Here is a 23978-nt window from a genome sequence, read left to right as displayed (position 1 = left end):
AAAATTTTAAAAAATGACTTACGAAAATATTTTAGCTGAAGAGCAGGATGGAATCCTGCAAATAACCATAAATCGTCCAACAAAATTAAATGCGCTTAACAAGGCTACTATAAATGAACTTCACGAAGCTTTTTCTGAAGCTAAAGAAAATCATGATGTTAAAGTAGTAATTCTTACCGGAAGTGGAGGAAAAGCCTTTGTTGCCGGTGCTGATATTAGTGAATTTGCCGATTTTTCTCCGGAAGAAGGCCGCGAACTTGCCGCCGAAGGACAAGCAGCTCTTTTTGACTTTGTAGCTAATTTTCCAAAACCGGTAATTGCTGCCATAAACGGATTTGCCCTGGGAGGTGGTTTGGAACTGGCGATGGCCGCGCATTTTAGAATCGCCAGCGATAATGCAAAAATGGGTCTGCCCGAAGTTTCCCTTGGAGTGATTCCCGGATATGGAGGAACACAACGTCTTCCGCAATTGGTAGGTAAAGGTCGCGCGATGGAAATGATCATGAGCGCCGGAATGATAGATGCAAACCAGGCGCTACAGTATAATCTCGTAAATCATGTGACTTCTCTGGAAGAATTACCGAATTTGGCATTAGAGCTTGCCAATAAAATCATGAAAAACTCTCTAGTAGCTATTAGCGGTGCCATTAAAGCTATTAATGCCAATTACGAAGAGGGAGTGAATGGTTTTGAAATTGAAATAAGTGAATTTGGCCATGCTTTTGGAACTGCCGATTTTAAAGAGGGAACTTCAGCCTTTCTTAATAAGCGCAAAGCCGATTTCCCGGGAGAATAATTTCTATACCCATTCTGTTAAAATCTCTTCTAAAGTTTAGTTATTGGATATATTCCATATTTTTGTAATATGTCCAATAATGAATTTTTAAAAGGAAGAGGAGCTCAGTTAAATGTTTCCAATAAGTTTGAGGCACAACAGCACGAATTTCGAGATGATTTTCTAAATTATTGTGCTTCGGAAGGGGATGAGGTAGAAAATAACAAGACTGTTTTAATCGACACCTTTCCTAAAACTATTGTCAACAAAGTAACCAGCCCCGATGTCGGGATGGAATTTTCACTGAATCCCTATCAGGGATGTGAGCATGGTTGTGTTTATTGCTATGCCAGGAATTCTCATGAATACTGGGGCTACAGCGCGGGTCTGGATTTTGAAAGAAAGATCCTGGTTAAAAGGAATGCTGTGGAATTGCTCGAAAAAAAACTCCGCAGCAAAAAATGGGATGCCAAACCAATTATTCTTTCGGGAAATACAGACTGTTATCAGCCTATAGAAAAAAAGCTTAGGATCACGCGGCAATTGCTGGAAACCTTCCTAAAGTATAAACATCCGGTAGGGATTATTACTAAAAATGCCCTGGTTCAACGGGATATGGATATTCTAAGGGAACTAGCAGCAGATAAACTGGTGAAGGTTACCCTTTCAGTAACCTCTCTATCTGAAGACACCCGAAGAATTCTTGAACCTCGTACAGCCAGTATCAAAAAACGCCTCGAAACTATAGAAAAGCTTTCCGCAGCGAATATTCCGGTTAGTGTGATGATGGCACCGATAATTCCCGCTATAAATTCACATGAAATCATGCCGCTGGTAAAGGAAATTTCTCAAAGAGGAGCGCTGAGTGTGGGTTATACCATAGTTAGATTAAATGGAGCCATTGCTGAAATTTTCACAAATTGGATCAAACAAACCATGCCCGATAGGGCCGATAAAGTACTAAGGCAAATTGAAAGCCTGCACGGCGGAAGTCTAAATGACAGTCGTTTTGGTACTAGAATGAAAGGGGAAGGTGAATTTGCAAGCCAGGTGGCGCAACAGTTTAAATTGGCCAGAAACAAATTTCTAAAAGACAGAGAGAGAACAAATTTAAATTGTAAACTACACGAGAGTTTTAAAGACGGACAAATGAAGCTATTCTAGGTCTGGCCCTCCCACTCTTTATAAAATTGCTCAAGATATTGTTCCATAAAAATATGACGTTTTTTAGCAATTTCACTGGCGGTTTTGGTGTTCATCAGGTCTTTCAGTAAAAGCAATTTCTCGTAGAAATGATTAATGGTGGGCGCTGTTGATGCCTTATATTCCTCTTTTGTCATTTTAAGGTTTGGCTTGATCTTCGGATCGTACAGAGCACGTCCTTTAAAACCGCCATAATTAAAAGTGCGAGCGATTCCAATTGCTCCTATTGCGTCCAGCCTGTCAGCATCCTGTACAATCTCTAATTCGATAGAATTAAAAGACTGCCCTTCATTTCCTCCTTTGAAAGAAACATTTTCGATGATCTTTATAACGTGTTCTGTAACCTCTTCAGGAACATTTTGAGTTCTAAGAAATTCAGAAGCCATTTTAGGGCCTTTGCTTTCGTCGCCGTTATGAAATTTATAATCAGCTATATCGTGAAGCAAGGCACCCAGTTCAACAACGAATAAATCGGCGTTTTCTCCTTTCGCGATTAATTTTGCATTATTGTAAACTCTTTGGATATGAAACCAATCATGGCCACCTTCAGCATCGGCCAGTGTTTTTTTTACAAATTCGACTGTATTCTGAATTACTTCTGTTTTGTTCATAAAAGGAGATTTCTGAAAGCTCACTATTTTATATCTGCTATGATGGTGCGCTCTACCTTAGCAACAAGACTCTCAGCATCGTCTGAATTAGCAGCAATAGGTTCGTGAACTTTTAGGGAGATATGCACCCCGGGTTCCATAGGAAAATTCCCGTGCTTAAAGAGTTTCCAGGAATTGTTGATGGTTATGGGAACGATAAGCGCATCAGGCATTTTTTTAAACAGTAACTGAAGTCCGCTTATGGCAAATTTCTTTGGTTCACCTGTACGGCTTCTGGTCCCTTCAGGAAAGATTACGGCAGAATGTTTAGTCTTGTTGAGATAATCGGCGAATTTCGCCATTTTCACCATGGCTTCCCGCTTGTTTTTACGATCTATAAGCACTGATCCACCATGTCTTAAATTAAAGGAAATACTCGGAATACCATGCCCCAATTCTTTCTTGCTTACAAATTTTGCATGATGTTTTCGCATATACCAGATTATTGGAGGAATATCATACATTCCCTGGTGATTTGCGACGATTATACATGGTTTGTCTGTCGGAATATTGTAAGGATTTGTAAACCTAAACCGCGTGCCCAGGATATTAAGACAACGCATTAGGAAAAAATTAAATATATCTACGCTTTTTTTATGCGGTTGATAGCCACCAAGTTTTAGAGATATCCATTGTATAGGATGAAACACAAGGAGGGTGATAAAAAAGAAAATATAAAACAGTACCGATAGAGGGTAAGAAAGTATTTTTTTCATCTTAAAAATTATGGAGCTAAAATACATATTTCAGTACAAAAGCTGCAAATTCTATAGGGCTTCACATTTTCCATTAATACATTCTACCTTTTCAGGGGGAGTAACTAACATACAATCTGATACGATCCCGTATTTTTGGTTGAAATCAGCTTCTTCTTTATTATAGATTTCAACTAATTCTACCAGTTTTTGCCGGTCTATTGAGGAAGAAAAAAGTAGATAGGATTTTGGACCGCCACAGGCCTTGCTTCCAACGGCTATATAATCGCATTTAGTTTGTTCGTCGCAGGCTTCCTGGGAGATAAGATCTTTTATCTCCTCGAGTTGACGATTGAGTTCCTTTCTGTCAACCTGCTGCGAATTTTCGGTGTTTTCGCAGCCTGAAACAGAAAGTAAAATAGAAACAAAGACGATTAAGGTTTTCATAAAGGAATTATTTCAGCATAAATTTAAAACGAAAAAAGGCCGTCTGCATTGCAAACGGCCCTTAATATCGTTAGCTGTCTACTAGCAAAATTCGTTGTAGGCACCAATAAGGTTTTCTGCAATCATTTCTGCAGGACGACCTTCAATATGGTGTCGCTCTAGCATATGAACTAATTCTCCATCTTTGTAAAGGGCCATAGAAGGCGAAGAGGGAGGAAAAGGTAACATATAATCACGGGCCTGGGTTGTAGCTTCTTTATCTACTCCGGCGAAAACTGTATAAAGATTATCCGGTTTTTTCGCATTCTGTAGCGAAAATCTAGCGCCTGGACGGGCATTTGCAGCGGCACATCCACAAACCGAATTTACTACTACCAAAGTAGTTCCTTCTTTTTTCATTGCGGCATCTACATCTTCTACGGTGTGCAATTCTTCAAAACCTATGCTGGTTAAATCTTCGCGCATTGGTTTTACTAACTCTGCTGGATACATATATTTATTTTTTGTATTAAACTTTTACGAGGGGCAAAGATACCAAATTAACTTCAGCTGAGCATATTTCAATTTATTATGGGCGAATAGGTTATGCCAATAACATTAAAAGGACGGCAATTCGGTTAAACTTTTGTAAAATAGTATCTTTGCCGCTTATTTAAAATTAGCTTGATGTTTAAATGGGTGCTTGCGGTAATAGGATATATGTATTTCAGGTTTGGTGGCGCGATCCTGGGGTTTATCATAGGTTCAATAATTGATAACTGGACGCGTTCTAGTGGAGGAATGCAGGGAATGTTTGGCCAGCAGGAAAAAAAGGTTTCTCCCGGGGATTTTGAACTTAACCTGCTTTCGCTGTGTTCCATAGTTATAAAAGCCGATGGCAATGTAACCCAAAAGGAACTTGACTATGTGCGGTCTTACTTTGTGCAGGCTTATGGAAAGGAACACGCCAATGCCACCTTCAGAACCTTTAATGATCTCATAAAGGATCGTGAGATATCTGCCTCGCGCATTTCACAATATCTTGCTGCCAGAACCAAATATCCAGCCCGCTTGCAGATCATTCATTTTCTTTTCGGAATAGCCCAGGCCGATGGACGGGTGAGTGAAGCTGAGGCCCGTGCCATCCAGGAGATTGCCGGCTACCTACGCATAGGCCGTATGGATTTTGAAAGCTTAAAGGCTATGTTCTTCAAATCGGCCGATAATGCCTATAAGATATTGGAGATCCAGAAATCAGCCAGCGATGATGAGGTGAAGAAGGCCTACCGCCATATGGTTAAAAAATACCACCCGGATAAGCTTGGTCATATGGATGAAGCCTACCGGAAGGGGGCACAGGAAAAATTCAATAAGGTCCAGGAAGCCTACGAGCAAATTCAGAAGGAACGCGGAATGTAGCTTTAAAAGTTATATTTTAAATTCAGCATAATATTTCTTCCCGGGCTGCTTACATTAAAAGCTCTCAGCAAAGACATATGATCTACGTAGGTTTTATCTAGAGCATTGTGAATGGTAAAACCGGCATCCAGGGAATTCTTTCCAAAGCTGAATTTTTTATTCGCGCCAAAATTCAACAGACTATAACCCGGAGTCTCTTCCTCGGTTAAACCAACCTTATTCTGGTCATTTATAATTCGGAGTCTCGAAAAAATGCTCATACTTTTATCTGAAAGTGCAAAATAGGTGGCCTTCAGATTAAAATTATCAGGGGGAATAAAACTAAGATGTTCCCCGGCATCCACGTCCTCGGCCCGCACAATTGCTCCTGAAATAGAAGTCTCCAGTCGGTTTTGAGTTAACCAGCTATATTTTACCTCGAATTCGAGGCCGTAGAAGCCAGTATCAGTTTGGTTATAACTCCAAATTTCCTGGCTATTTTCAGGCGGCTGCTCTGAGGAGGCTGTAAAGAAAATGTAGTTCTGTACCAAACTTCCAAAGGCCGAGACATCAGCCTGAAACTTATTTTTTCTGAAGGAGTAGGTTGCATCTACCTGGTAACTTTGCTCCCGTCCGAAGGAATCATTCCCCTTTTCAAACCTGTTGGTTCCGGGGTGTGGCCCATTGGAAAAAAGCTCGGCCAGGTCAGGAGCCCGAAATCCGGTGGAAAAATTAAGTTTGAGCTGCTGCTGATCATTAAATTTTTTTGTTGCTCCAAGCGAGCCTGTAAAACCTTCAAAATCTCTTGTGAGCTTTCGGTTTTCAGGATTGCCGGGTAAGATAAAATCATCGGCGATTAGATATGCGGCGCTTGCATCGGCGGTAACCTTTCGGAAATCATAACGCAAAGCACCCTGCAAATACCAGGAATTCATAGTAACGCTGGCGAGATAGTAAATTCCGCTTTCAAAAACATCGGCATCAGGAATCAGGAAATCTTCTGAATTCTCGAAATTTTTCGTTTTTACAAAACTCCCCTGAACTCCAAAACTGTGTTTGATTTTTCGGTTAGGCAAACTCAAGCGAGCATTAAAAAAAGTATGATTTTGTTTTAATCCCAGGTCGGTAAGCTCCCTGGCGGTTTCTATTTCCCGCCTTTCATTGAAGTGATGCGAAAGGTGTAGTGAAGTCTCAAAATTTTCGTTTTTGGTTTCCTGATTATAGGACAACAGATAATCGGTAACTTCCTGGAAGGGCAATTGCATTTCGCGGTCATTTCGGGTAGTGGCAAGACTTTCTGAAGGCAGCATTTCTTCATCAGTGATTATCCCCAGGTCCTGGTCATTATAGGTAAAAGCCAATTTATTTTCAAAATTCTCCTTTTTTAACCCGGAATGCAGACGGAGACTTTTAGAGTTAAATCTGCTGTTTCCTATAATTCTTTGATCCCCATTTTGATAATCAGCATGGTTCTCCACAGCCAGATCCACATTAAAGTACAGGTCACTTTTAAAAGATTTCCCCGCCGATGCATAAGTTCGAATTCCCCTGGAAACGCTGTTATAAGTGGTTCCAAGGTTGCCAGTAATTTTTTCAGAATTTATATAATCATCTTCATCCTTAACTAATAACACTCCTCCCAGGGCGCCCGAGCCATATAAAACCGAGGCTGGCCCTTTAACCACTTCTACTCGTTTTATGCCAAGGTCGTTAATGCCCAGGCCGTGATCTGCACCCCATTGATGGTTTTCAAGTTTGTTGCCCTGGTAAATAGTGACAATACGGGAAAACCCAAGTCCACGAATGAAAGGTTTTATAATTCCCTGCCCGAATTCAGCGCCGTAAAGACCCGGAAGCTCCCGCAAGCTACCCATCATTCCGTTAGGATTGCCCTTGTTTTCTATTCCCTGCATACTAATCGTTGAAACGTTGTAAGGCGTTTTTCGGGTCAAACCGGTTTGAGTATCTACAATAAGAACTTCATCTAATTCATCCTTCGATTCTTTCAGGGTAATATTGACTTTTTGATTTTCCGAAACTGAAATATTCTTCTTCGTGGTTTTGTAACCCATAGCACTTACCACAAGTTGATAATCGCCTTTTTTAATGTTGCTCAGAATATATTTCCCATTGTTTCCGGTAGTTGTGCCGATTGTTGAATTTTCCAGATAGATATTAGCTAAGGCAATAGGCTCGCCAGATCTATCTTCAACTTTTCCACTTATAGATTGAGCGGCGGTTTTATTTCCGAAGAAAATCAAAATAACAATGATTAGGAGTCGCATCTTTTTTTTGGCAAAGCTAATTAAAATATTTAGACAAGTCTAAAAAATTGATAAGATCAAATAAAAAATGTAATTTTGCTTCTTTAAAAATTACATATGTTTAGTTTTTCAGAAGAGAATTATCTTAAAGCTATTTTCCACCTGGAACGCCGGTACAAGGGAGGGGTGAGTACCAACGCCCTTGCGGAGGAGATGGAGACCAAGGCTTCTTCGGTGACCGATATGATCAGGAAATTATCAGATAAGCAACTGGTGATCTACAAAAAATACCAAGGGGTGAAGCTAAGCGAAAAAGGCAGGACAACTGCGATTGAGGTAATACGGAAACATCGGCTTTGGGAATTCTTCCTGGTAGAAAAGTTAAATTTTAACTGGGATGAGGTGCACGATGTTGCCGAACAACTCGAACATATAAAATCTGAAAAGTTAACCCGTGAACTTGATAAATTTTTGGGTTTCCCCAAACGCGATCCCCACGGAGACCCCATACCTGATGCTGAAGGTAATTTTTCAGTTTCCAATAAGCTGCTGCTTTCAGAGCTTGACAAAGGTCAAACTGGAATTTGTGTAGGGGTAAAGGATACCTCTGCCGATTTTCTTAGGTATCTTGATAAGAATAAAATAGCATTGGGAAAAGCGATTGAAGTAAAAGAGATAGAAGATTTTGATAATTCTATGTTGATAGTTATAGACGGACAAGAGCTTAGGATCTCCCAGGCGATCTCCGGAAACCTGTTTATTAAAAAGTGATTATGGACAATATTATAGACTATTTTGAGAGTATAGACCCCGTGTTAGCGGCCTTTTTGGCGACTTTATTCACTTGGGGCTTGACCGCATTAGGAGCTTCCCTGGTTTTTCTTTTCAAGGGAATGAACCGTAAGTTTTTTGATGCTATGCTTGGCTTCACCGGTGGGGTCATGGTGGCCGCTAGTTTCTGGAGTTTGTTAGCGCCAGGGATAGAAATGAGCCCCGGTGAAGGATTTGAAAAAACCGTTCCGCCTTTAATTGGTTTTGGTTTGGGGGCCTTGTTTCTCTTCGGTCTGGATAAAGTTTTACCCCATTTACATGTCAACTTTCAAATGAGCGAAAAAGAAGGGATAAAAACACCCTGGCATAAATCTACCTTATTAACTCTGGCAATAACCCTGCATAACATTCCCGAAGGGCTTGCCGTGGGCGTGCTCTTTGGAGGAGCTGCGATGGGATTTGAAGGAGCCAGTATTGGAGGTGCCGTGGCCCTGGCCATAGGAATTGGTCTACAAAACTTTCCTGAAGGATTTGCCGTTGCTATGCCTTTACGCCGACAGGGATTGAGCCGCTGGAAAAGTTTTAATTTCGGTCAGCTATCGGCCATAGTAGAACCATTTGCGGCCGTACTGGGAGCATGGGCAGTGATGACCTTTGAACCAATTCTGCCTTATGCCTTATCCTTTGCAGCGGGTGCTATGATTTTTGTGGTTGTGGAAGAGGTAATCCCTGAATCGCAGCGTGAAGGTTTTACCGATACTGCAACCATGGGATTTATCGGCGGATTTATGGTAATGATGACCCTGGATGTAGGTTTGGGTTAGTATTTGCAACAACAGGAGGGAGAATTCGTCTTTAAGTAAATAATATGTATGAGAATTTTTCTTTTCCTGTTTTTGGTGACCAGCCTTGGGTTTTCCCAAAACACACCAGATCCTGAGTATTTTTCTTCTTCATTGGGTCCGGGTCAAACTTTTACTTTAGATGGCAAAAGCCTGAAATTTAAAGAAGTGATTTCCGATTCCCGTTGTCCGAAGGGCACAACTTGTATACGGGCTGGGGAGGCTAAAGTCCTGGTTGAAATTTTTGATAACGGGAAATTAATCGAAGAACGGATTTTAAGCCTGAGGGCATCGCAGCACCTGCCTGCTGATTTGTTTGGAGAAAATATATTTAATCTTTCGGCACTTCGCCTGAGTCCTTATCCTAAAATTTCCAGGAAGATCGCCGCTTCAGATTACAGTTTGTATATTGAAGCTTCTTCGCCTGAAGAGATTTAGTTTAATCACAACCGCAGCCTGAAACGCCGCAGGATTTAGTTTTCTTCTCTTTGGTTAGGAATGAAGGCTTCCAGATAAGTTTGGTGAACAAATATCCCAATGCAAAAAGAAAGCTTATTAAAACCAGTATATTCTGAAGTAGTTCCATATTTCTTATTTTAATAACTGAAATGCCGCTAAAGCAATAATATAAGCGAAAACGCTCATGCCCACAAGTTGAAACATTGGCCATTTCCAAGTGTTAGTTTCGCGTTTAACAATAGCCAGAGTACTCATGCACTGCATCGCAAAAGCATAGAAAAGTAATAAACTTATTCCGCTTGCAAAAGTAAAGAGAGGCCCTCCCAGAATTGGATTTGTTTCTGCAGCCATCCTGTTCTTAATAGTTTCCTCCTCGTCACTTCCTACGCTGTAAATTGTGGCCAGGGTTCCTACAAATACTTCTCGTGCCGCAAATGAACTGATTATTGCAATTCCAATCTTCCAGTCGTAACCAAGGGGTGCTACCACAGGCTCAATGCCTCTCCCCATGATCCCGATATAAGAGTTACGCAGTTTAAAAGACGCGATCTCTTCGTCCAGATCTGCTTCAGAAGCAGAATTTTCTTCTGAATAATTAGCGGTCACGATATCTTCCGCATTATTGAAATTTTCACCGGGGCCATAACTGGCCAACACCCAGAGCACAACCGAAATTGCTAAAATGATCTTTCCTGCTCCAAAAACGAAGGATTTTGTTTTTTCCACCACATTTATTCCCACGTTTTTCAACATAGGGAGTTTATAGTTAGGCATCTCTATAACGAAATAACTTTTTGACTTGATCTTAAGAACCTTATTCAGTATCCATGCGGAACCAATGGCCGTTCCAAATCCAATAAGATAAAGCAGCATAAGCGTTAAACCCTGGAGGTTAAAACCCCAGTAACTCCTGTCTGGGATTACAAGGGCAATAATTATGAGATACACAGGAAGTCTTGCAGCACAGGTGGTAAAAGGCACTACCAGAATAGTGATAAGTCTTTCTTTCCAACTTTCGATATTCCTGGTGGCCATTACGGCAGGAATAGCACAGGCAGTTCCGGATACAAGAGGAACTACGCTTTTTCCGCTTAAACCAAAACGCCTCATCACCCTGTCCATAAGAAACACAACCCGGCTCATATAACCACTTTCCTCCAAAATGGAGATAAAGAGGAATAAAAAGGCTATTTGTGGGATAAAGATCACAATCCCGCCCAGGCCGGGGATTACCCCTTCTGCAATAAGACTTGTAAAAGCTCCTGTTGGTAGCGTGTCTTTTGTCCATTCACTAAGTTGGGCGAAGGCAACATCTATCATATCCATTGGGTAACTGGACCAGTTATAAATTGCCTGGAAAATGAGGAGAAGAATTGCGAAGAAAATCACATATCCCCAAACTTTATGAGTTAGAACGCGGTCTAACCTTGCACGCAGGTCTTTTGCCGCCCTGGCATCTACGCTCATGGATTCTTTAAGAACACCATTGATAAACTGATAGCGTAAAATTGTTTCTTTTTGCTGAAGTCTTTTCAGGTCGCTCTCCGATTTAGTTTGAAAGCCTGAGGTTTTTGCCACTTCATTGCGACTTAGATTCCCGAAATTCACATCTTGTGTGATCACCAACCACAACTTGTAGAGGGACTGATTGGGATATGCACTGCGCAGCCCATCAAAATAATCCGGATCTATAACTGAAGCGTTCACACAAGGCTCAGTAGAAAGATGTTTATAATTTATAATGAATTCCTTAAGCTCTTCGATACCTGTATTCTTGCGGGCACTTACAAGAGCAATTTTGGTTTTCAGCCTTTCTTCCAGCCGATCAATGTCCAGGGAGATACCTTTCCGCTCCATCCTGTCGGCCATATTTACCACCAGAATAGTAGGAATTCCCAGATCTTTTACCTGGGTGAAAAGCAAGAGGTTCCTTTTCAGATTCTCTACATCGCTCACTACAACGGCCACATCGGGATAATCTTTGTCGTTTTTGTTCAGCAGCAGTTCGATAACAACATTTTCATCAAGGGAGGAGGCATTGAGACTATAGGTACCGGGAAGATCTATAATGTGAGCTTTGAGACCCCGGGGAAGTTTGCAAATCCCTTCTTTCTTTTCAACAGTAATACCCGGATAATTACCTACTTTTTGATTTAAACCTGTAAGCTGGTTAAATACCGATGTCTTTCCGGTGTTCGGATTTCCTATCAGGGCGACATTGATTTGCTTGCTCATATTAATCGATAAGCTCTATTTCTATAAGTAAAGCAGTCTCTTTTCTGATCGCCAGGTGGCTGCCGTTAATATTAAGATACATAGGGTCCATGAAAGGTGCAGTTTGTAAGACCTCAACTTCATTGCCGGGGAGACACCCCATCTCCAACAGTTTAAGTGGAACATCTTCAGTAGAAAAGTCCTTAATAACCCCGCGTTGTCCGCATCTTAATTGAGCCAGGCTTAGCTTCACTTTATTTAGATTGATTTTAAACAAGACAAAAGTAATGCAAAATAAACGAGCAGAAAAGTTTGAACATTAAAAACTTAATCGGTGTATTCTGCCTTTAATACCTTGATGTCATTCATTAATTCGTCTATAGCTTCGGGATCTGTTCCGTCGTAAAATCCACGAATTCGTTGTTTCTTGTCTACCAACACAAAATTTTCAGTATGGATCATATCATACGGCCCGCCATCACCATCAGATTTTGAGGCGAGATAGGACTTTCGGGCGAGTTCGTAAATATGTTTTTTATCGCCCGTAACCAGGTTCCATTTGGAATCTATCACCCCTTTTTCTTCAGCGTATTTTTTAAGCACCGGCACAGAATCGGTTTTAGGAAAAACCGTGTGAGAAAGCAATAAAACTTCAGAATCATCTTTTATTTCTTCCTGTATTTTCAGCATATGATCGGTCATTACGGGGCAAATGGTGAGACAGGTGGTAAAGAAGAAATCGGCCACATATATCTTATCCTGGTAAAAATCCTGGGTGATGGTATCGCCGTTTTGATTAATCAATTCAAATTCCCCGATTGTATGATATTTTCTAATGTGTTGCACTGTAGTGTCAACCAATTCAGCATTCACCATATCAGGCTGAAAAACGGGGAGGCGTTCCTCCGGTTTCAGAAGGGTATAAATTGCATAAATGATAATTACAGAAAGTATAGCCAGGACTATGGCTAAGGTTTTGAATTTGGCAAAAAACTGGATCATATTTTCAGGATTGAATGCAAAATTAATCGCTGGCGGTCAATTAGTCGCATTCCTGAGATTAAAATTTCAGAAAATCATTTCCTGCTGTTTGAGATTAACTTTTTTAGGAGTTTTTAAAAGGTTACTTTTGTGCGATTTTTAATTTGAAGAGTAAAGAATGGATCCATTTTTAGTTAAGGCGATACAACTTCTGTTAAGCCTGTCCTTACTTATTGTGCTGCATGAACTGGGGCATTTTATCCCCGCCAAAATATTCAAAACCAGGGTAGAAAAGTTCTTCCTGTTCTTTGATGTGAAATTCGCCCTTTTTAAGAAGAAGATAGGCGGTACCGAATACGGAATTGGATGGTTACCGCTTGGGGGTTATGTGAAGATATCAGGAATGATAGACGAGAGCATGGACAAAGAACAGATGGAAAAACCACCTGAGCCCTGGGAATTCAGAAGTAAACCGGCATGGCAAAGATTGATCATCATGCTTGGCGGAGTTACAGTGAACTTAGTGCTTGGTTTTCTCATCTTTATCATGATAATGTTCGTGTGGGGAGAGAACTACGTTGGAGCTGAAGAGATGCCTGAAGGCTTTGCCGTAGTAGATGAATTTAAGGAGTATGGTTTTGAAGACGGAGACCGGATTCTACAGGTTAATGGCAAAGATTTTCAGAATAGCATAGATGTTAATAAGCACCTCTTTATGCGGGATGTAAATTCTATCACCGTTTTACATCAAAACGGGGAACAGGAAACCATTAACATTCCCGAAAATATTGGAGAAAGTATGTGGGAAAAGGGAATAATGCAACCCTTTATCCCAATTCAAAGACCTATCCTGGATAGTGTACTCACCGAAGATCCTGCAGGAATTGCCGGATTAAAAAAGGGAGATAGCCTGATTTCCATAAACGAACAGGAAATTGGTTACTGGCATGAATTAGCGCCTATTGCTAATGAAAATAAAGGTAAAGAATTAGAAGTTGTTTTTAAACGGGATGACGAAATTAAGAGCGTGATGGTTACTCCTGATGAAGAAGGAAAATTCGGGATTACGCCTCAATCAAACTTTGAAATCAAAAACCAAAAATACGGTCTCGCAGAGAGTATCAAAGAAGGTTTTGATTACGGCTACTGGACCTTAAGGGATTATGTATACCAGTTTAAATACGTATTCACCTCTAAAGGAGCCAGCCAGCTTGGAGGATTTGGAGCCATTGGCGGATTGTTCCCCGATACCTGGAATTGGCAGGGCTTCTGGTACACCACAGCCTTGATTTCCATAATCCTTGCTTTTATGAATATTCTACCCATTCCAGCTCTGGATGGCGGGCACGTTGTGTTTCTGCTTTACGAAATGGTAACCGGTAGAAAACCCAACGATAAATTTATGGAAGTTGCCCAGATGGTAGGCTTCTTTATACTGATTGCCCTGGTGCTTTATGCCAACGGGAACGACGTATATCGCTGGTTATTTGAATAGTAATCCAGGTCTGAAAAAATTACCTGAAAAAAGTTATACTTTGTTTTGTTGTGATTTAAATTTTGGTTTATATTTGCAACCGCAAAAGAGTAACACACTCCTCCTTAGCTCAGTTGGTTAGAGCATCTGACTGTTAATCAGAGGGTCCTTGGTTCGAGCCCAAGAGGAGGAGCAACTCACAGAAAGCCTTACAGAGATGTAAGGCTTTTTTGTTTTTATTATTTAGCGATCATGTATAGTGTATATACGGATCAAGCCTGAATGATTAATCCTAATTAGCTGATTCCTAACTTCATCTGTTTTTTCTTCAATCTCATATCAATAAAACTCGAGGGAAACTGTAACATTTTCAGGTTTTGACTACCTATTGATAGTCAGTATAAGCCCTTAAATTTTGCTAGCCCATCTAATATGAAAAAGACACTTCTCGTTATTCTCCTGGCCACTTTAGGTTTTAACGCAAATGCTCAAGAAAAAAAGAATGATAACCTGGATAACTTCGGGAAAATTGAATTGGGATTCCATGGGTTAAGTTTTGGATATGACTTGCCAATTTCAAATAAATTTGTTTGGGAAAATGCTATTGGTGCAGGAATGGGAATGAGCGCAGAAAACAACAGTGCCAGCTACACCCTGGATATAACAAGGCCTGTTCCCTTCTTCAAATCCAAACTCAAATTTGTATATAACATCAATAAGCGAATTGAAAAGGAGAAAATAACCCTGAATAACTCGGGAAATTTTGTTGCATTGCAAACTAAATATTCTTTCGGAAGAGGTGGGAGTAATACATTCAACCCGGCAATGCTTACCGAAGTGCACTGGGGAATTCAAAGAAGTTTAGGCGGTAATTTTATTTTCAACACCCACATTGGACTAGGTTTTGTCAGGGATTTTGATACCAATAGTACTGCTTTTTCTCCTACATTTGGTCTGGCATTTGGCTACAGAATCTTTTAAAGGCTGTTAGTTAAGATCCTGTAAGTCTAAGAATTTTCTCTACGGATAACTTTCCTTAATCTTCCTGAAAGATTTCGTAACTTCTGTTTAAAATTTTCAGTTATGAAAACAATGTACAAACAGGTAGAAATTGAAATCTCAAAAGGAGATATTGCTGCTCAGGACGGTATAGATACCGTAGTGAATGCAGCCAACGCTGAACTTGCTATTGGCGGTGGAGTTGCCGGTGCAATCCATCGTACGGCAGGCCCTCAACTTTACGAGGAGTGTAAACCTCTGGCACCCATTAAGCCCGGCGAGGCCGTGATCACAAAAGCCTATAAATTGCCTAATCAATATGTAATTCATTGTCTGGGCCCTGTTTATGGTAGTGATAAACCTGAAGATAAACTTCTGGCCAACTGTTACAGGAATGCCCTGAATCTCGCCGAAGAAAATAAAATCAGCAGTATCGCATTTCCGGCCCTTTCCACCGGCGCCTTTGGCTATCCGATAAAAGAAGCTACCGAAATTACTTTTAATACAATTTTGGCTGAGGTTCCCCGGCTAAAGCATCTGCAAAAACTTAAATTTGTACTTCACAGCGAAGGCGACCTGAAGATCTATGAGTCGGTTTTCAGGGATCTAAGCGAAAATAAATAAGCTTTTCCATGCTCGATTTTACAGCCACCTATACCGACCTTTACCAGCTCTCTATGGCGCAGGTATATTTTAAACAAGGTCATAAAAACGATATTGCCGTCTTCGACTATTTCTTCAGAAAAAATCCATTTAAGGGTGGCTACGCTATTTTCGCCGGGCTCCAGGATGTTTTAAAAATTATAGATGAACTTAAATTTTCTGATGAGGATATCGAGTACCTGAAAACCCAGGATTTCGACAGGGAATTCCTCGATTATCTTAAAGGATTTAAGTTCAACGGAAATATTTATTCGGTCCGGGAAGGGGATGTGGTTTTTCCCACCCGTCCTGTTTTGCAGGTGGAAGCGAGTATCGTTGAAGCTCAGATCATAGAAACCCTTTTACTTAATTTCCTGAATTTTCAAACCCTTATTGCCACTAAGGCTAACCGCATTCGACTGGTTGCAGGTGAACGTACGTTGCTCGATTTTGGTCTTCGCAGGGCCCAGGGTGCCGGTGGGTACTATGCCAGCAGGGCCGCAGTGGTTGGAGGTTTCAATGGAACAAGCAACGTGCTCGCCGGTCGGGATTTTGATATCCCGGTTTCGGGAACTATGGCACATTCCTTTATTCAGAGCTACGATGACGAAATCTCGGCTTTCAGAGATTTTGCTGAAGGCAGGCCAAAAAATTGTGTGCTGCTGGTAGATACTTACGATACTTTAAAAAGCGGAGTGCCAAACGCCATCAAGGTTGCAAAGGAAATGGAAGAAAGAGGGCAAAAATTGCTCGCTATTCGGCTGGATAGCGGTGACCTTGCCTACCTCGCAAAAGAGAGCCGGAAGATGTTGGATGAAGCCGGACTTGATTATGTTAAGATCGCTGCATCCAATCAGCTTGATGAATTTGTGATAAAGAGTTTGCTGGAACAGGAAGCACCTATTGATATTTTTGGAGTAGGTACCAATCTGGTTATCGGAAGTCCCGATGGTGCTCTGGATGGGGTCTATAAGCTGACTTTTTCTGCGGAAAAACCCCGGATAAAAATTTCAGAAAGTATTATAAAGATCACCCTTCCGCATAAAAAACAGGTTTACAGGGTAAGAAATGAAAATGGTGAGGCTATAGGCGCTGATGCAGTTGCACTAGCTGAAGAGGAAAGACCAGAACGTATGTTCCATCCCTTCGAACCCTTCAAATCTATGGAGCTAACCGGGCTGAAGCTGGAAAAATTATTGCAACCGGTTATGCAGGACGGTGAAATAAAGATGGAGTTCAAAAGTCTTACAGAAATAGCCGATTACAGCAAAAAAAGAATTTCGGAGCTACCTACGGAATATAAGCGGTTTAATAACCCACATATTTACAAGATCGGGATTAGCCAGAATCTCAAGGAAGAACGGGACCGATTGGTCTCTTCATTTAAAAAATAAGCGCAATGAAAACTTTAGTGATTATAGATATGCAAAATGATTTTGTTCCCGGTGGTGCACTTGCGGTGCCCCAGGGAGATGAGATCGTTTCATTAATCAATAAACTTCAGAATAAATTTGACCTCGTGATCGCCACCCAGGACTGGCACCCTGAAGAGCATGCCAGTTTTGCTGAAAGCCATCCTGGAAAAGAGGAGTTTGAAAGTATAGACCTTAACGGAACAGACCAGATTCTCTGGCCTGTTCATTGTGTTCAGAACTCTGAGGGAGCTGAATTTCACCCTGAGCTGGAAAATGCCAAAATAGAAGCGATATTCAGAAAAGGAACCGATCCCGAAATTGACAGCTATAGTGGATTCTATGATAATGCTCATTTAAAATCTACCGGCCTTGCCGGATACTTGAGAGAAAAAGGAGCTGAAGAACTCTATTTCTGTGGTCTCGCTGCAGAATATTGTGTTTATTTTTCGGTAAAGGATGCTTTGCAGGAAGGCTTTAAAGCCGTGCTAATTGAAGATGCTACCCGAGCCCTGGATCAGGATGATTTTGAAAAAGCTAAAAAAGATATTCTTGAAAAAGGCGGAAAGATCATTACTTCAGATGAAATAATCAATTAAAATTTATGTAGTACACGTAGCCTACACCTATCCAAAAAACAACATCATTAAATTTGTTAGCGACCACATCGTGGTTTAAACCGTCTACCCAGTCATTGCCGTAGTAGTGCCATCGGCCTTCAAACATTAGATCGTGACGCCATCCCAGGCGGTATCTGGCACCCATAACGCCAACGATGGAATAAGTGGTGCCCCGGTCAAGATTTATTCCGCCTCGAAAAGCAGGAAAAACATTTTTGGGATTTTCCAGGGATCCAAGATCAGAGTATGCATCGGGTTTATAGGTAACGAAGTGAGCTCCCAGTCCAACATAAGGGGAAAACCAGTAGCCAAAATTGGTAAAATCTCTGATTCTCAAGGGATGATATTCCAGAAGTGTGCCTGCCTCCAGCACATTGGTCTTACCATGCATCGCACGAAGCAGCTGTCCACCTATGTTATTTTTTGAGGCAACAGGACCATAATGCTCAAGATTGGAGCGAAGCCAGGTGAGTTCGTTTCGCAATCGCAGATGACTGGCTAACCAGGAATCGGTTCTTTGATAATTACATTCGTTACAATAGGCCAGGTTCATAAAATGCAGCAAACCCACGCCGAGTCCGGCATTTGCTACATTAGCCTGTAAATTCCATCTTTCGCCGTAATCGGTTAAAAAGTTGGCTGGTCCGCCAAATACTCCTATTTCATGAGAAATACCAAACTGAGCATGGAGCCTGGTGTTTTGCAGTACCAATAGAAAAAAGAACACTAAGAATATCCTGATATAGTACATGCACCCCGGGATTGTAGTATTAGCAAATATATAAAAACTACATTAACAAATTTTCGGGATATGACACCTGTCATATCCTTTCTAAATTTAAAAGTTAATATTATATGAAATGATAAAAAATACACACTGTTTTTTGAATAACCCATATATTTGCAAGGGATAACCCAAATTTTTTTGTAAAATCTATTAGCACCAATATAATTATGGAACAAAATGTAAAAGATTTTCTTGATAAAGTCTCAAAAAGGAATCAGAACGAACCCGAATTCATGCAAGCGGTTCGGGAAGTGGCGGAAACAGTTCTTCCGTTTATAGAAAAGAATGAAAAATACCAGAATAAAATGCTTCTGGAACGAATGGTAGAACCCGAACGCGTAATTATGTTCAGAGTGCCATGGCTGGATGATAAAGGTGATATCCAGGTAAACCGTGGATTTAGAATCCAGATGAACTCTGCAATCGGGCCATACAAAGGAGGCTTGCGTTTTCATCCATCTGTAAACCTTAGTATTCTTAAATTCCTTGCTTTTGAACAGGTATTTAAAAACAGCTTAACCACTCTACCAATGGGTGGAGGTAAAGGAGGATCAGATTTTGACCCAAAAGGGAAATCTGATAATGAAGTGATGCATTTTTGCCAAAGCTTCATGACTGAGTTAACCCGTCACATAGGCGCCGATACCGATGTACCTGCAGGGGATATTGGAGTAGGAGCGAGAGAGGTAGGTTATCTTTTTGGACAGTACAAAAGACTTCAAAATGAATTCACCGGAATCCTTACCGGAAAAGGCCGTTCTTATGGAGGTTCTTTAATTCGCCCTGAGGCTACCGGTTACGGAAATGTGTACTTCGCACAAAACATGCTTCAAACCAAAGGAGATAGCCTTAAAGGTAAATCTGTAGTGATCTCAGGATCTGGGAATGTTGCCCAATACGCTGCTGAAAAAGTACTTCAGCTTGGTGGTAAAGTGCTTTCCATGTCAGATTCCGGAGGATATATTTATGAGAAAGATGGTATTACTATGGAGAAACTTCAGTTTATCATGAATCTCAAAAATGAGAAGCGTGGTCGCATCAGTGAATACGTTGATGAATATGCTTCAGGTAAATATTTTGAAGGAAAAACACCATGGGAAGTGAAATGTGATGTGGCGCTACCTTGTGCTACTCAAAATGAGCTCCATGAAGAAGATGCGAAAATGCTTGTAGATAACGGATGTATCTGTGTGGGAGAAGGTGCAAATATGCCTTGTACCCCAGAAGCTGTAGAGCACTTCCAGAATGCCAGGATTCTTTTCTCACCGGGGAAAGCATCAAATGCGGGTGGAGTTGCTACTTCAGGACTTGAAATGTCTCAAAACTCTATGAGATATAGCTGGACCGCGGAAGAAGTAGATGCTAAACTTCATGCAATTATGAACGAAATTCATGAACGTTGTGTGGAATTCGGAAAGCAGAAAGATGGATATATTGATTACGTAAAAGGTGCAAATATTGCCGGCTTCGTGAAAGTTGCCGATGCCATGCTTGCCCAGGGCGTGGTTTAACTGAATATAATTTTAATACAAAATGCCGCTTCCTCTCTGGAGCGGCTTTTTTTATATCTTCGAATAAAATATTCCAGATGCTGGTTACCACCAAAGCTATTGTAATTAGTGCAATGAAGTACGGAGAAGCCGATCTCATTGTAAAGGCTTATACTTTTAGTGATGGCCTTAAAACTTATATGTTGAAAGGTGTTTTAAAATCTAAGAAGGGAAAATTCAAGGCATCTTTTTTTCAGCCATTAACTCAGCTTGAGATTGTGGCTAAGCATCGTGACAAAGGAACAATGGAGTATTTACAAGATGTCAGGATGGCCCATCATTATCAAAGTCTGCATACCGATGTAGTAAAATCGGCAGTTATTATGTTCCTTTCTGAAGTCTTGCGAAATTCTATCCAGGAAGAAGAGGAGAACCGTGAGCTTTATAAATTTTTGGAAGAAAGTTTTATACGCATGGACCAAATAGAACAAGTAGGGAATTTCCATTTATTATTTCTTTTGAAGTTATCCCGTTATCTTGGTTTTTCTCCGGAAGTTCCGCAGCAAGAGCTTTCCTATTTTAATTTATTGGAGGGAAGTTTTCTGAAAATAAAAATGAATGAATACTGCATCGAAGGAGAAAATGTAGCGATTTTGAGGCAGTTTTTGGGCATGCATTTTGATGACTTAAGCCGAGTTAAACTTAATCAAACCAGCCGAAAAAATTTCCTGAATATGCTGCTTTTATATTACGAATTGCATATAGAAGGTTTTAAAAAACCCAGGTCGCTATCGGTTTTCAATGAAATTTTCAGTTAAATGCGCGAATTTGCAGGAGCAATTCTCCTTTTTTTTATAGTTAGTCTGGCCATTCATGCTCAGGAGATACAAGTGCTGGAGTATACAAGCAATGAACCGATCCCGGGAGTGGCTATTTTCAATTCCGATAAATCTAAATCTACAATTACAGACCTGGACGGCAAGGCCGATATCTCCAGGTTTGAGGATTCGGAAAGAATAACCTTTAAGCATATGGCACATACAGAGGTCATATTTACAAAAGCCGAAATTCGCTCTAACAATAACAGGGTTTACCTGGAAGGCGATGAAAACCAGTTGGAACAAATTGTCCTTTCAGCCGGGAGGTTTGAAGTCTCCAGAGATGAAACCACGCAGAAAATCGTTAGTTTAACTCCTGCTGATATACAGTTGCTTTCACCCCAAACTTCTGCCGATTTGTTACAGAGCAGTGGGCAGGTTTTTGTTCAGAAGAGTCAGATGGGTGGTGGAAGTCCAATGATTCGTGGTTTTTCCGCTAATCGTTTACTCATCACCGTAGATGGGGTGCGCATGAACACGGCTATTTTCAGAAGTGGGAACCTGCAAAACGTGATCTCTGTAGATCCGCTGGCAGTAGAAAATACCGAAGTACTCATTGGGCCAGGTTCGGTAGTTTATGGAAGTGATGCGGTGGGTGGAGTTATGAATTTTTATACGCTAAACCCTAAATTTTCAGCAGGAAAAACCGGATTTTCCGGGAATGCCTACACCCGTTATGCCTCAGCGAATAATGAAAAGACCATTCATGCCGATTTTAATATTGGACGCGAAAATTGGGCATTTTTGACCGGAATTACTTATTCTGATTTTGAAGACCTGAGAATGGGATCGAATGGTCCTGAGGAATACCTGCGGCCGGATTATGTGATAAGAAAAGATGGGAGAGATATCGCAGTTGCCAATTCAGATGATCGTGTTCAAAAATTCACAGGCTACGAACAAATCAACCTCCTGCAGAAGATAAAATATATGCCCGGTAATGACTGGGATTTCAATCTGGGATTAATTTATTCTACTACTTCAGATTTCCCGAGATACGATCGGTTGATCCAGAAAAGAAATGGAGAATTTCGCTCGGCCGAGTGGTATTACGGCCCCCAAACCTGGTTTATGGGGAATTTCAAAATCAACAAAAAAGGAAATGGTGCGCTTTATGATAAGGCCCAGCTCACGGCAGCCTACCAGTTTTTTGAGGAAAGCCGTAACAACAGAGATTTCAACGAAGACCTCCTTTTTAGATCGAAAGAAAATGTAGATGCCTATTCCTTCAACCTGGATTTTGAAAAAGACCTTGAAGAAAGTCGGCTGTTTTATGGAACTGAATATGTATTTAATCTTGTAAATTCTAGCGCCGATCAGATCAATATTATTTCTGAAATTAACCGGGAAAATGCGTCCCGTTATCCCGATGGTTCAACCTGGCAATCGCTTGCCGCCTACCTTTCCTATCAATGGAAAATAAATTCAGATCTCACCTTCCAGTCGGGAGCGCGCTATAACCATATTTTAGTTGATGCTGAATTTGACGATCGTTTCTTCGATTTTCCCTTTTCTCAAGCTTCAATAAATACCGGAGCTTTAACCGGGAGTGCGGGAATAAACTGGAAGCAAAACAGGTTTTTCAGGTGGAAGGTAAATCTTTCTACGGCTTTTAGATCGCCAAATATCGATGATATAGGTAAAATATTCGATTCTGAACCCGGGGCTGTAGTTGTCCCCAATCCCGATTTGAAACCTGAATACGCTTATAATGGAGAAATTGGTCTGGATTGGACACCATCAGAAAACATTCAATTTTCCTTTGCTACTTTTTATACCCGGCTAGAAGATGCCTTGGTGAGAAGAGATTTTCAGCTTGATGGAGAAACCGAGATCGAATACCAGGGCGAGCCTAGCCGGGTGCAGGCTATTCAGAATGCTTCGGAAGCCCATGTTTATGGCTTTGAAGCCGGGGTCGCCTATAATATTTCCGTAGCATTGCGATTAAGCTCCCAGATTAATATAACTGAAGGAGAGGAAGAGCAAAAGGATGGAACGAAGATAGCTTTGAGACATGCGGCACCGGTTTTTGGGAATACCCACCTTACCTGGCATAAAAACCGGTTAAAAATTGATGTGTATGCCGAATATAACGGGCAATTCGATTATGAAGATCTGGCTCCTTCTGAGAAAGGGAAAGCCTATCTCTATGCAATAGATGAGAATGGAAATCCTTATTCCCCCTCCTGGTATACAATGAATCTTAGCGGACAATATGAGATGAGTGAGCGCTGGCTGGCCACCGTTTCTCTTGAAAATATCACCGATGAACGTTACCGTACTTATTCTTCCGGAATTGCTGCACCGGGGAGAAATTTCATCATAGCCTTAAAATATAGTTTTTAAGCTGAGAATAATTAAATAAACGGGAATTATATAGCCCGCTTTTTCTTAATTCAGTTCGGGTATATTGCTAAAATTCATTAATTTCGCGTTTCATTAGAAATTGCGATAAAATGATCAATAAGTTCCCTGAATATAAAGGACTTGACTTACCCAAAGTAGCAGAGGAAATTCTGGCTTACTGGAAGGAGAACGATATATTTGAAAAGAGCGTGAGCACCCGTGAGGGGAAGGAACCTTTTGTGTTTTTTGAAGGTCCACCATCTGCAAACGGTCTGCCGGGGATACACCATGTGATGGCTCGTGCTATCAAGGATATTTTTTGTCGATATAAAACCCAGAAAGGGTATCAGGTTAAACGAAAAGCCGGATGGGATACACACGGTCTTCCAGTTGAACTTGGGGTGGAGAAAGAACTGGGAATTACCAAAGAAGATATTGGAACTAAGATTTCTGTTGAAAAATACAATGATGCTTGTAAAAATGCGGTAATGCGTTACACCGATGTGTGGAACGACCTTACTGAAAAAATAGGCTATTGGGTAGATATGGAAGATCCATATGTGACCTATAAAGCAAAATATATGGAAACGGTTTGGTGGCTGCTTTCTGAAATCTATAAAAAAGACCTGCTTTACAAGGGCTACACCATTCA

Annotated in this window: 25 protein-coding genes and 1 tRNA gene; 16 read left to right on the top strand and 10 right to left on the bottom strand. The window is 40.9% G+C overall.

Translation table 11 applies throughout. The features are described from left to right. Nucleotides 1–13 precede the first annotated feature (13 nt). Together ACESK1_RS02815 and ACESK1_RS02810 are read left to right on the top strand one after the other, a co-directional pair. A complete protein-coding gene (locus tag ACESK1_RS02815) occupies nucleotides 14–796 on the top strand; it encodes an enoyl-CoA hydratase/isomerase family protein (RefSeq protein WP_372917707.1) in 783 nt (260 codons plus the stop codon). A gap of 69 nt (nucleotides 797–865) precedes the next feature. Then, nucleotides 866–1939, top strand: coding sequence for a PA0069 family radical SAM protein (locus ACESK1_RS02810; protein WP_372917705.1), 1074 nt, complete (start codon nucleotides 866–868; stop codon nucleotides 1937–1939). On the opposite strand, the gene ACESK1_RS02805 is transcribed toward ACESK1_RS02810, so the two are convergent. From ACESK1_RS02805 to ACESK1_RS02790, 4 genes are all read right to left on the bottom strand, one after another. Next, nucleotides 1936–2589 (bottom strand): HD domain-containing protein, encoded by a 654-nt coding sequence (locus tag ACESK1_RS02805; protein ID WP_372917703.1) that lies wholly within the window; start codon nucleotides 2587–2589, stop codon nucleotides 1936–1938. The genes ACESK1_RS02810 and ACESK1_RS02805 overlap by 4 nt on opposite strands. A gap of 23 nt (nucleotides 2590–2612) precedes the next feature. Next, complete coding sequence (locus ACESK1_RS02800; RefSeq protein WP_372917701.1) at nucleotides 2613–3344, bottom strand: lysophospholipid acyltransferase family protein; 732 nt, start codon at nucleotides 3342–3344, stop codon at nucleotides 2613–2615. 51 nt (nucleotides 3345–3395) lie between these two features. Continuing rightward, a complete protein-coding gene (locus tag ACESK1_RS02795; protein WP_372917699.1) occupies nucleotides 3396–3770 on the bottom strand; it encodes a hypothetical protein in 375 nt (124 codons plus the stop codon). An 81-nt stretch (nucleotides 3771–3851) separates the two neighbouring features. After that, entirely contained in the window at nucleotides 3852–4262 is a 411-nt protein-coding gene (locus tag ACESK1_RS02790; RefSeq protein WP_372917697.1) for a BrxA/BrxB family bacilliredoxin, read from the bottom strand. Between the two features lie 174 nt (nucleotides 4263–4436). Here ACESK1_RS02790 and ACESK1_RS02785 point away from each other — a divergent pair, with 174 nt between their 5' ends. After that, a complete protein-coding gene (locus ACESK1_RS02785) occupies nucleotides 4437–5168 on the top strand; it encodes a TerB family tellurite resistance protein (protein ID WP_372917695.1) in 732 nt (243 codons plus the stop codon). 2 nt (nucleotides 5169–5170) lie between these two features. On the opposite strand, the gene ACESK1_RS02780 is transcribed toward ACESK1_RS02785, so the two are convergent. Continuing rightward, complete coding sequence (locus tag ACESK1_RS02780) at nucleotides 5171–7432, bottom strand: TonB-dependent receptor (protein ID WP_372917693.1); 2262 nt, start codon at nucleotides 7430–7432, stop codon at nucleotides 5171–5173. Nucleotides 7433–7528: 96 nt separating this feature from the next. On the opposite strand from ACESK1_RS02780, the gene ACESK1_RS02775 reads away from it, so the two are divergent. The 3 genes from ACESK1_RS02775 to ACESK1_RS02765 are packed head-to-tail and all read left to right on the top strand — an operon-like array spanning nucleotide 7529 to nucleotide 9462. Further along, nucleotides 7529–8182 carry a metal-dependent transcriptional regulator gene (locus ACESK1_RS02775; protein WP_372917691.1) on the top strand — a complete coding sequence of 218 codons (654 nt, stop codon included), beginning with the start codon at nucleotides 7529–7531 and terminating at the stop codon, nucleotides 8180–8182. 2 nt (nucleotides 8183–8184) lie between these two features. After that, nucleotides 8185–9006: a ZIP family metal transporter gene (locus ACESK1_RS02770; protein ID WP_372917689.1), complete on the top strand. Its 822-nt coding sequence runs from the start codon at nucleotides 8185–8187 to the stop codon at nucleotides 9004–9006. 48 nt (nucleotides 9007–9054) lie between these two features. Further along, on the top strand, nucleotides 9055–9462 hold the full coding sequence (locus ACESK1_RS02765) for a hypothetical protein (RefSeq protein ID WP_372917687.1): 408 nt from the start codon (nucleotides 9055–9057) through the stop codon (nucleotides 9460–9462). Between the two features lies 1 nt (nucleotide 9463). Here ACESK1_RS02765 and ACESK1_RS02760 read toward each other — a convergent pair whose 3' ends face one another. The 4 genes from ACESK1_RS02760 to ACESK1_RS02745 all read right to left on the bottom strand — a co-directional run bounded on the left by ACESK1_RS02760 (nucleotide 9464) and on the right by ACESK1_RS02745 (nucleotide 12699). Next, the gene (locus ACESK1_RS02760; RefSeq protein ID WP_372917685.1) at nucleotides 9464–9610 is read right to left on the bottom strand and encodes a hypothetical protein; all 147 of its coding nucleotides are present in this window, start codon (nucleotides 9608–9610) and stop codon (nucleotides 9464–9466) included. Between the two features lie 5 nt (nucleotides 9611–9615). Next, the gene (feoB, locus tag ACESK1_RS02755) at nucleotides 9616–11718 is read right to left on the bottom strand and encodes a ferrous iron transport protein B (protein ID WP_372917683.1); all 2103 of its coding nucleotides are present in this window, start codon (nucleotides 11716–11718) and stop codon (nucleotides 9616–9618) included. 1 nt (nucleotide 11719) lies between these two features. Further along, nucleotides 11720–11950: a ferrous iron transport protein A gene (locus ACESK1_RS02750; RefSeq protein ID WP_372917681.1), complete on the bottom strand. Its 231-nt coding sequence runs from the start codon at nucleotides 11948–11950 to the stop codon at nucleotides 11720–11722. 74 nt (nucleotides 11951–12024) lie between these two features. Further along, nucleotides 12025–12699, bottom strand: coding sequence for an SCO family protein (locus ACESK1_RS02745; protein WP_372917679.1), 675 nt, complete (start codon nucleotides 12697–12699; stop codon nucleotides 12025–12027). Nucleotides 12700–12856: 157 nt separating this feature from the next. On the opposite strand from ACESK1_RS02745, the gene rseP reads away from it, so the two are divergent. The 6 genes from rseP (at nucleotide 12857) to pncA (ending at nucleotide 17804) form a co-directional block, all read left to right on the top strand. Then, entirely contained in the window at nucleotides 12857–14173 is a 1317-nt protein-coding gene (gene rseP / locus ACESK1_RS02740) for an RIP metalloprotease RseP (RefSeq protein WP_372917677.1), read from the top strand. 98 nt (nucleotides 14174–14271) lie between these two features. Continuing rightward, nucleotides 14272–14345, top strand: a tRNA-Asn gene (locus ACESK1_RS02735). A 239-nt stretch (nucleotides 14346–14584) separates the two neighbouring features. Next, entirely contained in the window at nucleotides 14585–15133 is a 549-nt protein-coding gene (locus ACESK1_RS02730) for a hypothetical protein (RefSeq protein WP_372917675.1), read from the top strand. A 102-nt stretch (nucleotides 15134–15235) separates the two neighbouring features. Then, nucleotides 15236–15775 (top strand): macro domain-containing protein, encoded by a 540-nt coding sequence (locus ACESK1_RS02725; protein WP_372917673.1) that lies wholly within the window; start codon nucleotides 15236–15238, stop codon nucleotides 15773–15775. A gap of 8 nt (nucleotides 15776–15783) precedes the next feature. Continuing rightward, the gene (locus ACESK1_RS02720) at nucleotides 15784–17187 is read left to right on the top strand and encodes a nicotinate phosphoribosyltransferase (protein WP_372917671.1); all 1404 of its coding nucleotides are present in this window, start codon (nucleotides 15784–15786) and stop codon (nucleotides 17185–17187) included. 5 nt (nucleotides 17188–17192) lie between these two features. Next, nucleotides 17193–17804: a bifunctional nicotinamidase/pyrazinamidase gene (gene pncA, locus ACESK1_RS02715; RefSeq protein WP_372917669.1), complete on the top strand. Its 612-nt coding sequence runs from the start codon at nucleotides 17193–17195 to the stop codon at nucleotides 17802–17804. Here pncA and ACESK1_RS02710 read toward each other — a convergent pair. Beyond that, the gene (locus ACESK1_RS02710) at nucleotides 17797–18576 is read right to left on the bottom strand and encodes a glutamate dehydrogenase (RefSeq protein ID WP_372917667.1); all 780 of its coding nucleotides are present in this window, start codon (nucleotides 18574–18576) and stop codon (nucleotides 17797–17799) included. The genes pncA and ACESK1_RS02710 overlap by 8 nt on opposite strands. A gap of 203 nt (nucleotides 18577–18779) precedes the next feature. Here ACESK1_RS02710 and gdhA point away from each other — a divergent pair, with 203 nt between their 5' ends. From gdhA to ACESK1_RS02690, 4 genes are all read left to right on the top strand, one after another. Next, nucleotides 18780–20123, top strand: coding sequence for an NADP-specific glutamate dehydrogenase (gene gdhA, locus ACESK1_RS02705; RefSeq protein ID WP_372917665.1), 1344 nt, complete (start codon nucleotides 18780–18782; stop codon nucleotides 20121–20123). A gap of 77 nt (nucleotides 20124–20200) precedes the next feature. Next, nucleotides 20201–20920, top strand: a complete 720-nt coding sequence (gene recO / locus ACESK1_RS02700) for a DNA repair protein RecO (protein ID WP_372917663.1) — start codon at nucleotides 20201–20203, stop codon at nucleotides 20918–20920. Next, nucleotides 20921–23326, top strand: coding sequence for a TonB-dependent receptor domain-containing protein (locus ACESK1_RS02695; protein WP_372917661.1), 2406 nt, complete (start codon nucleotides 20921–20923; stop codon nucleotides 23324–23326). Nucleotides 23327–23436: 110 nt separating this feature from the next. Further along, nucleotides 23437–23978 (top strand): class I tRNA ligase family protein (locus ACESK1_RS02690; protein ID WP_372917659.1); only part of this gene is annotated, 542 nt, incomplete at its 3' end.

This window comes from Salegentibacter sp., from assembly GCF_041642575.1.
GTDB lineage: Bacteria > Bacteroidota > Bacteroidia > Flavobacteriales > Flavobacteriaceae > Salegentibacter.
The sequence above is the reverse complement of the archived record's forward strand: the minus strand, read 5'-3'. Positions and strand labels throughout refer to the sequence as shown.

What these genes read in the sequence shown, in the direction of transcription:
- ACESK1_RS02815 (WP_372917707.1), top strand. Translation starts at nt 14, where the DNA reads ATGACTTACGAAAATATTTTAGCTGAAGAGCAGGATGGAATCCTGCAA.
- ACESK1_RS02810 (WP_372917705.1), top strand. Translation starts at nt 866, where the DNA reads ATGTCCAATAATGAATTTTTAAAAGGAAGAGGAGCTCAGTTAAATGTT.
- ACESK1_RS02805 (WP_372917703.1), bottom strand. Translation starts at nt 2,589, where the DNA reads ATGAACAAAACAGAAGTAATTCAGAATACAGTCGAATTTGTAAAAAAA.
- ACESK1_RS02800 (WP_372917701.1), bottom strand. Translation starts at nt 3,344, where the DNA reads ATGAAAAAAATACTTTCTTACCCTCTATCGGTACTGTTTTATATTTTC.
- ACESK1_RS02795 (WP_372917699.1), bottom strand. Translation starts at nt 3,770, where the DNA reads ATGAAAACCTTAATCGTCTTTGTTTCTATTTTACTTTCTGTTTCAGGC.
- ACESK1_RS02790 (WP_372917697.1), bottom strand. Translation starts at nt 4,262, where the DNA reads ATGTATCCAGCAGAGTTAGTAAAACCAATGCGCGAAGATTTAACCAGC.
- ACESK1_RS02785 (WP_372917695.1), top strand. Translation starts at nt 4,437, where the DNA reads ATGTTTAAATGGGTGCTTGCGGTAATAGGATATATGTATTTCAGGTTT.
- ACESK1_RS02780 (WP_372917693.1), bottom strand. Translation starts at nt 7,432, where the DNA reads ATGCGACTCCTAATCATTGTTATTTTGATTTTCTTCGGAAATAAAACC.
- ACESK1_RS02775 (WP_372917691.1), top strand. Translation starts at nt 7,529, where the DNA reads ATGTTTAGTTTTTCAGAAGAGAATTATCTTAAAGCTATTTTCCACCTG.
- ACESK1_RS02770 (WP_372917689.1), top strand. Translation starts at nt 8,185, where the DNA reads ATGGACAATATTATAGACTATTTTGAGAGTATAGACCCCGTGTTAGCG.
- ACESK1_RS02765 (WP_372917687.1), top strand. Translation starts at nt 9,055, where the DNA reads ATGAGAATTTTTCTTTTCCTGTTTTTGGTGACCAGCCTTGGGTTTTCC.
- ACESK1_RS02760 (WP_372917685.1), bottom strand. Translation starts at nt 9,610, where the DNA reads ATGGAACTACTTCAGAATATACTGGTTTTAATAAGCTTTCTTTTTGCA.
- feoB (WP_372917683.1), bottom strand. Translation starts at nt 11,718, where the DNA reads ATGAGCAAGCAAATCAATGTCGCCCTGATAGGAAATCCGAACACCGGA.
- ACESK1_RS02745 (WP_372917679.1), bottom strand. Translation starts at nt 12,699, where the DNA reads ATGATCCAGTTTTTTGCCAAATTCAAAACCTTAGCCATAGTCCTGGCT.
- rseP (WP_372917677.1), top strand. Translation starts at nt 12,857, where the DNA reads ATGGATCCATTTTTAGTTAAGGCGATACAACTTCTGTTAAGCCTGTCC.
- ACESK1_RS02730 (WP_372917675.1), top strand. Translation starts at nt 14,585, where the DNA reads ATGAAAAAGACACTTCTCGTTATTCTCCTGGCCACTTTAGGTTTTAAC.
- ACESK1_RS02725 (WP_372917673.1), top strand. Translation starts at nt 15,236, where the DNA reads ATGAAAACAATGTACAAACAGGTAGAAATTGAAATCTCAAAAGGAGAT.
- ACESK1_RS02720 (WP_372917671.1), top strand. Translation starts at nt 15,784, where the DNA reads ATGCTCGATTTTACAGCCACCTATACCGACCTTTACCAGCTCTCTATG.
- pncA (WP_372917669.1), top strand. Translation starts at nt 17,193, where the DNA reads ATGAAAACTTTAGTGATTATAGATATGCAAAATGATTTTGTTCCCGGT.
- ACESK1_RS02710 (WP_372917667.1), bottom strand. Translation starts at nt 18,576, where the DNA reads ATGTACTATATCAGGATATTCTTAGTGTTCTTTTTTCTATTGGTACTG.
- gdhA (WP_372917665.1), top strand. Translation starts at nt 18,780, where the DNA reads ATGGAACAAAATGTAAAAGATTTTCTTGATAAAGTCTCAAAAAGGAAT.
- recO (WP_372917663.1), top strand. Translation starts at nt 20,201, where the DNA reads ATGCTGGTTACCACCAAAGCTATTGTAATTAGTGCAATGAAGTACGGA.
- ACESK1_RS02695 (WP_372917661.1), top strand. Translation starts at nt 20,921, where the DNA reads ATGCGCGAATTTGCAGGAGCAATTCTCCTTTTTTTTATAGTTAGTCTG.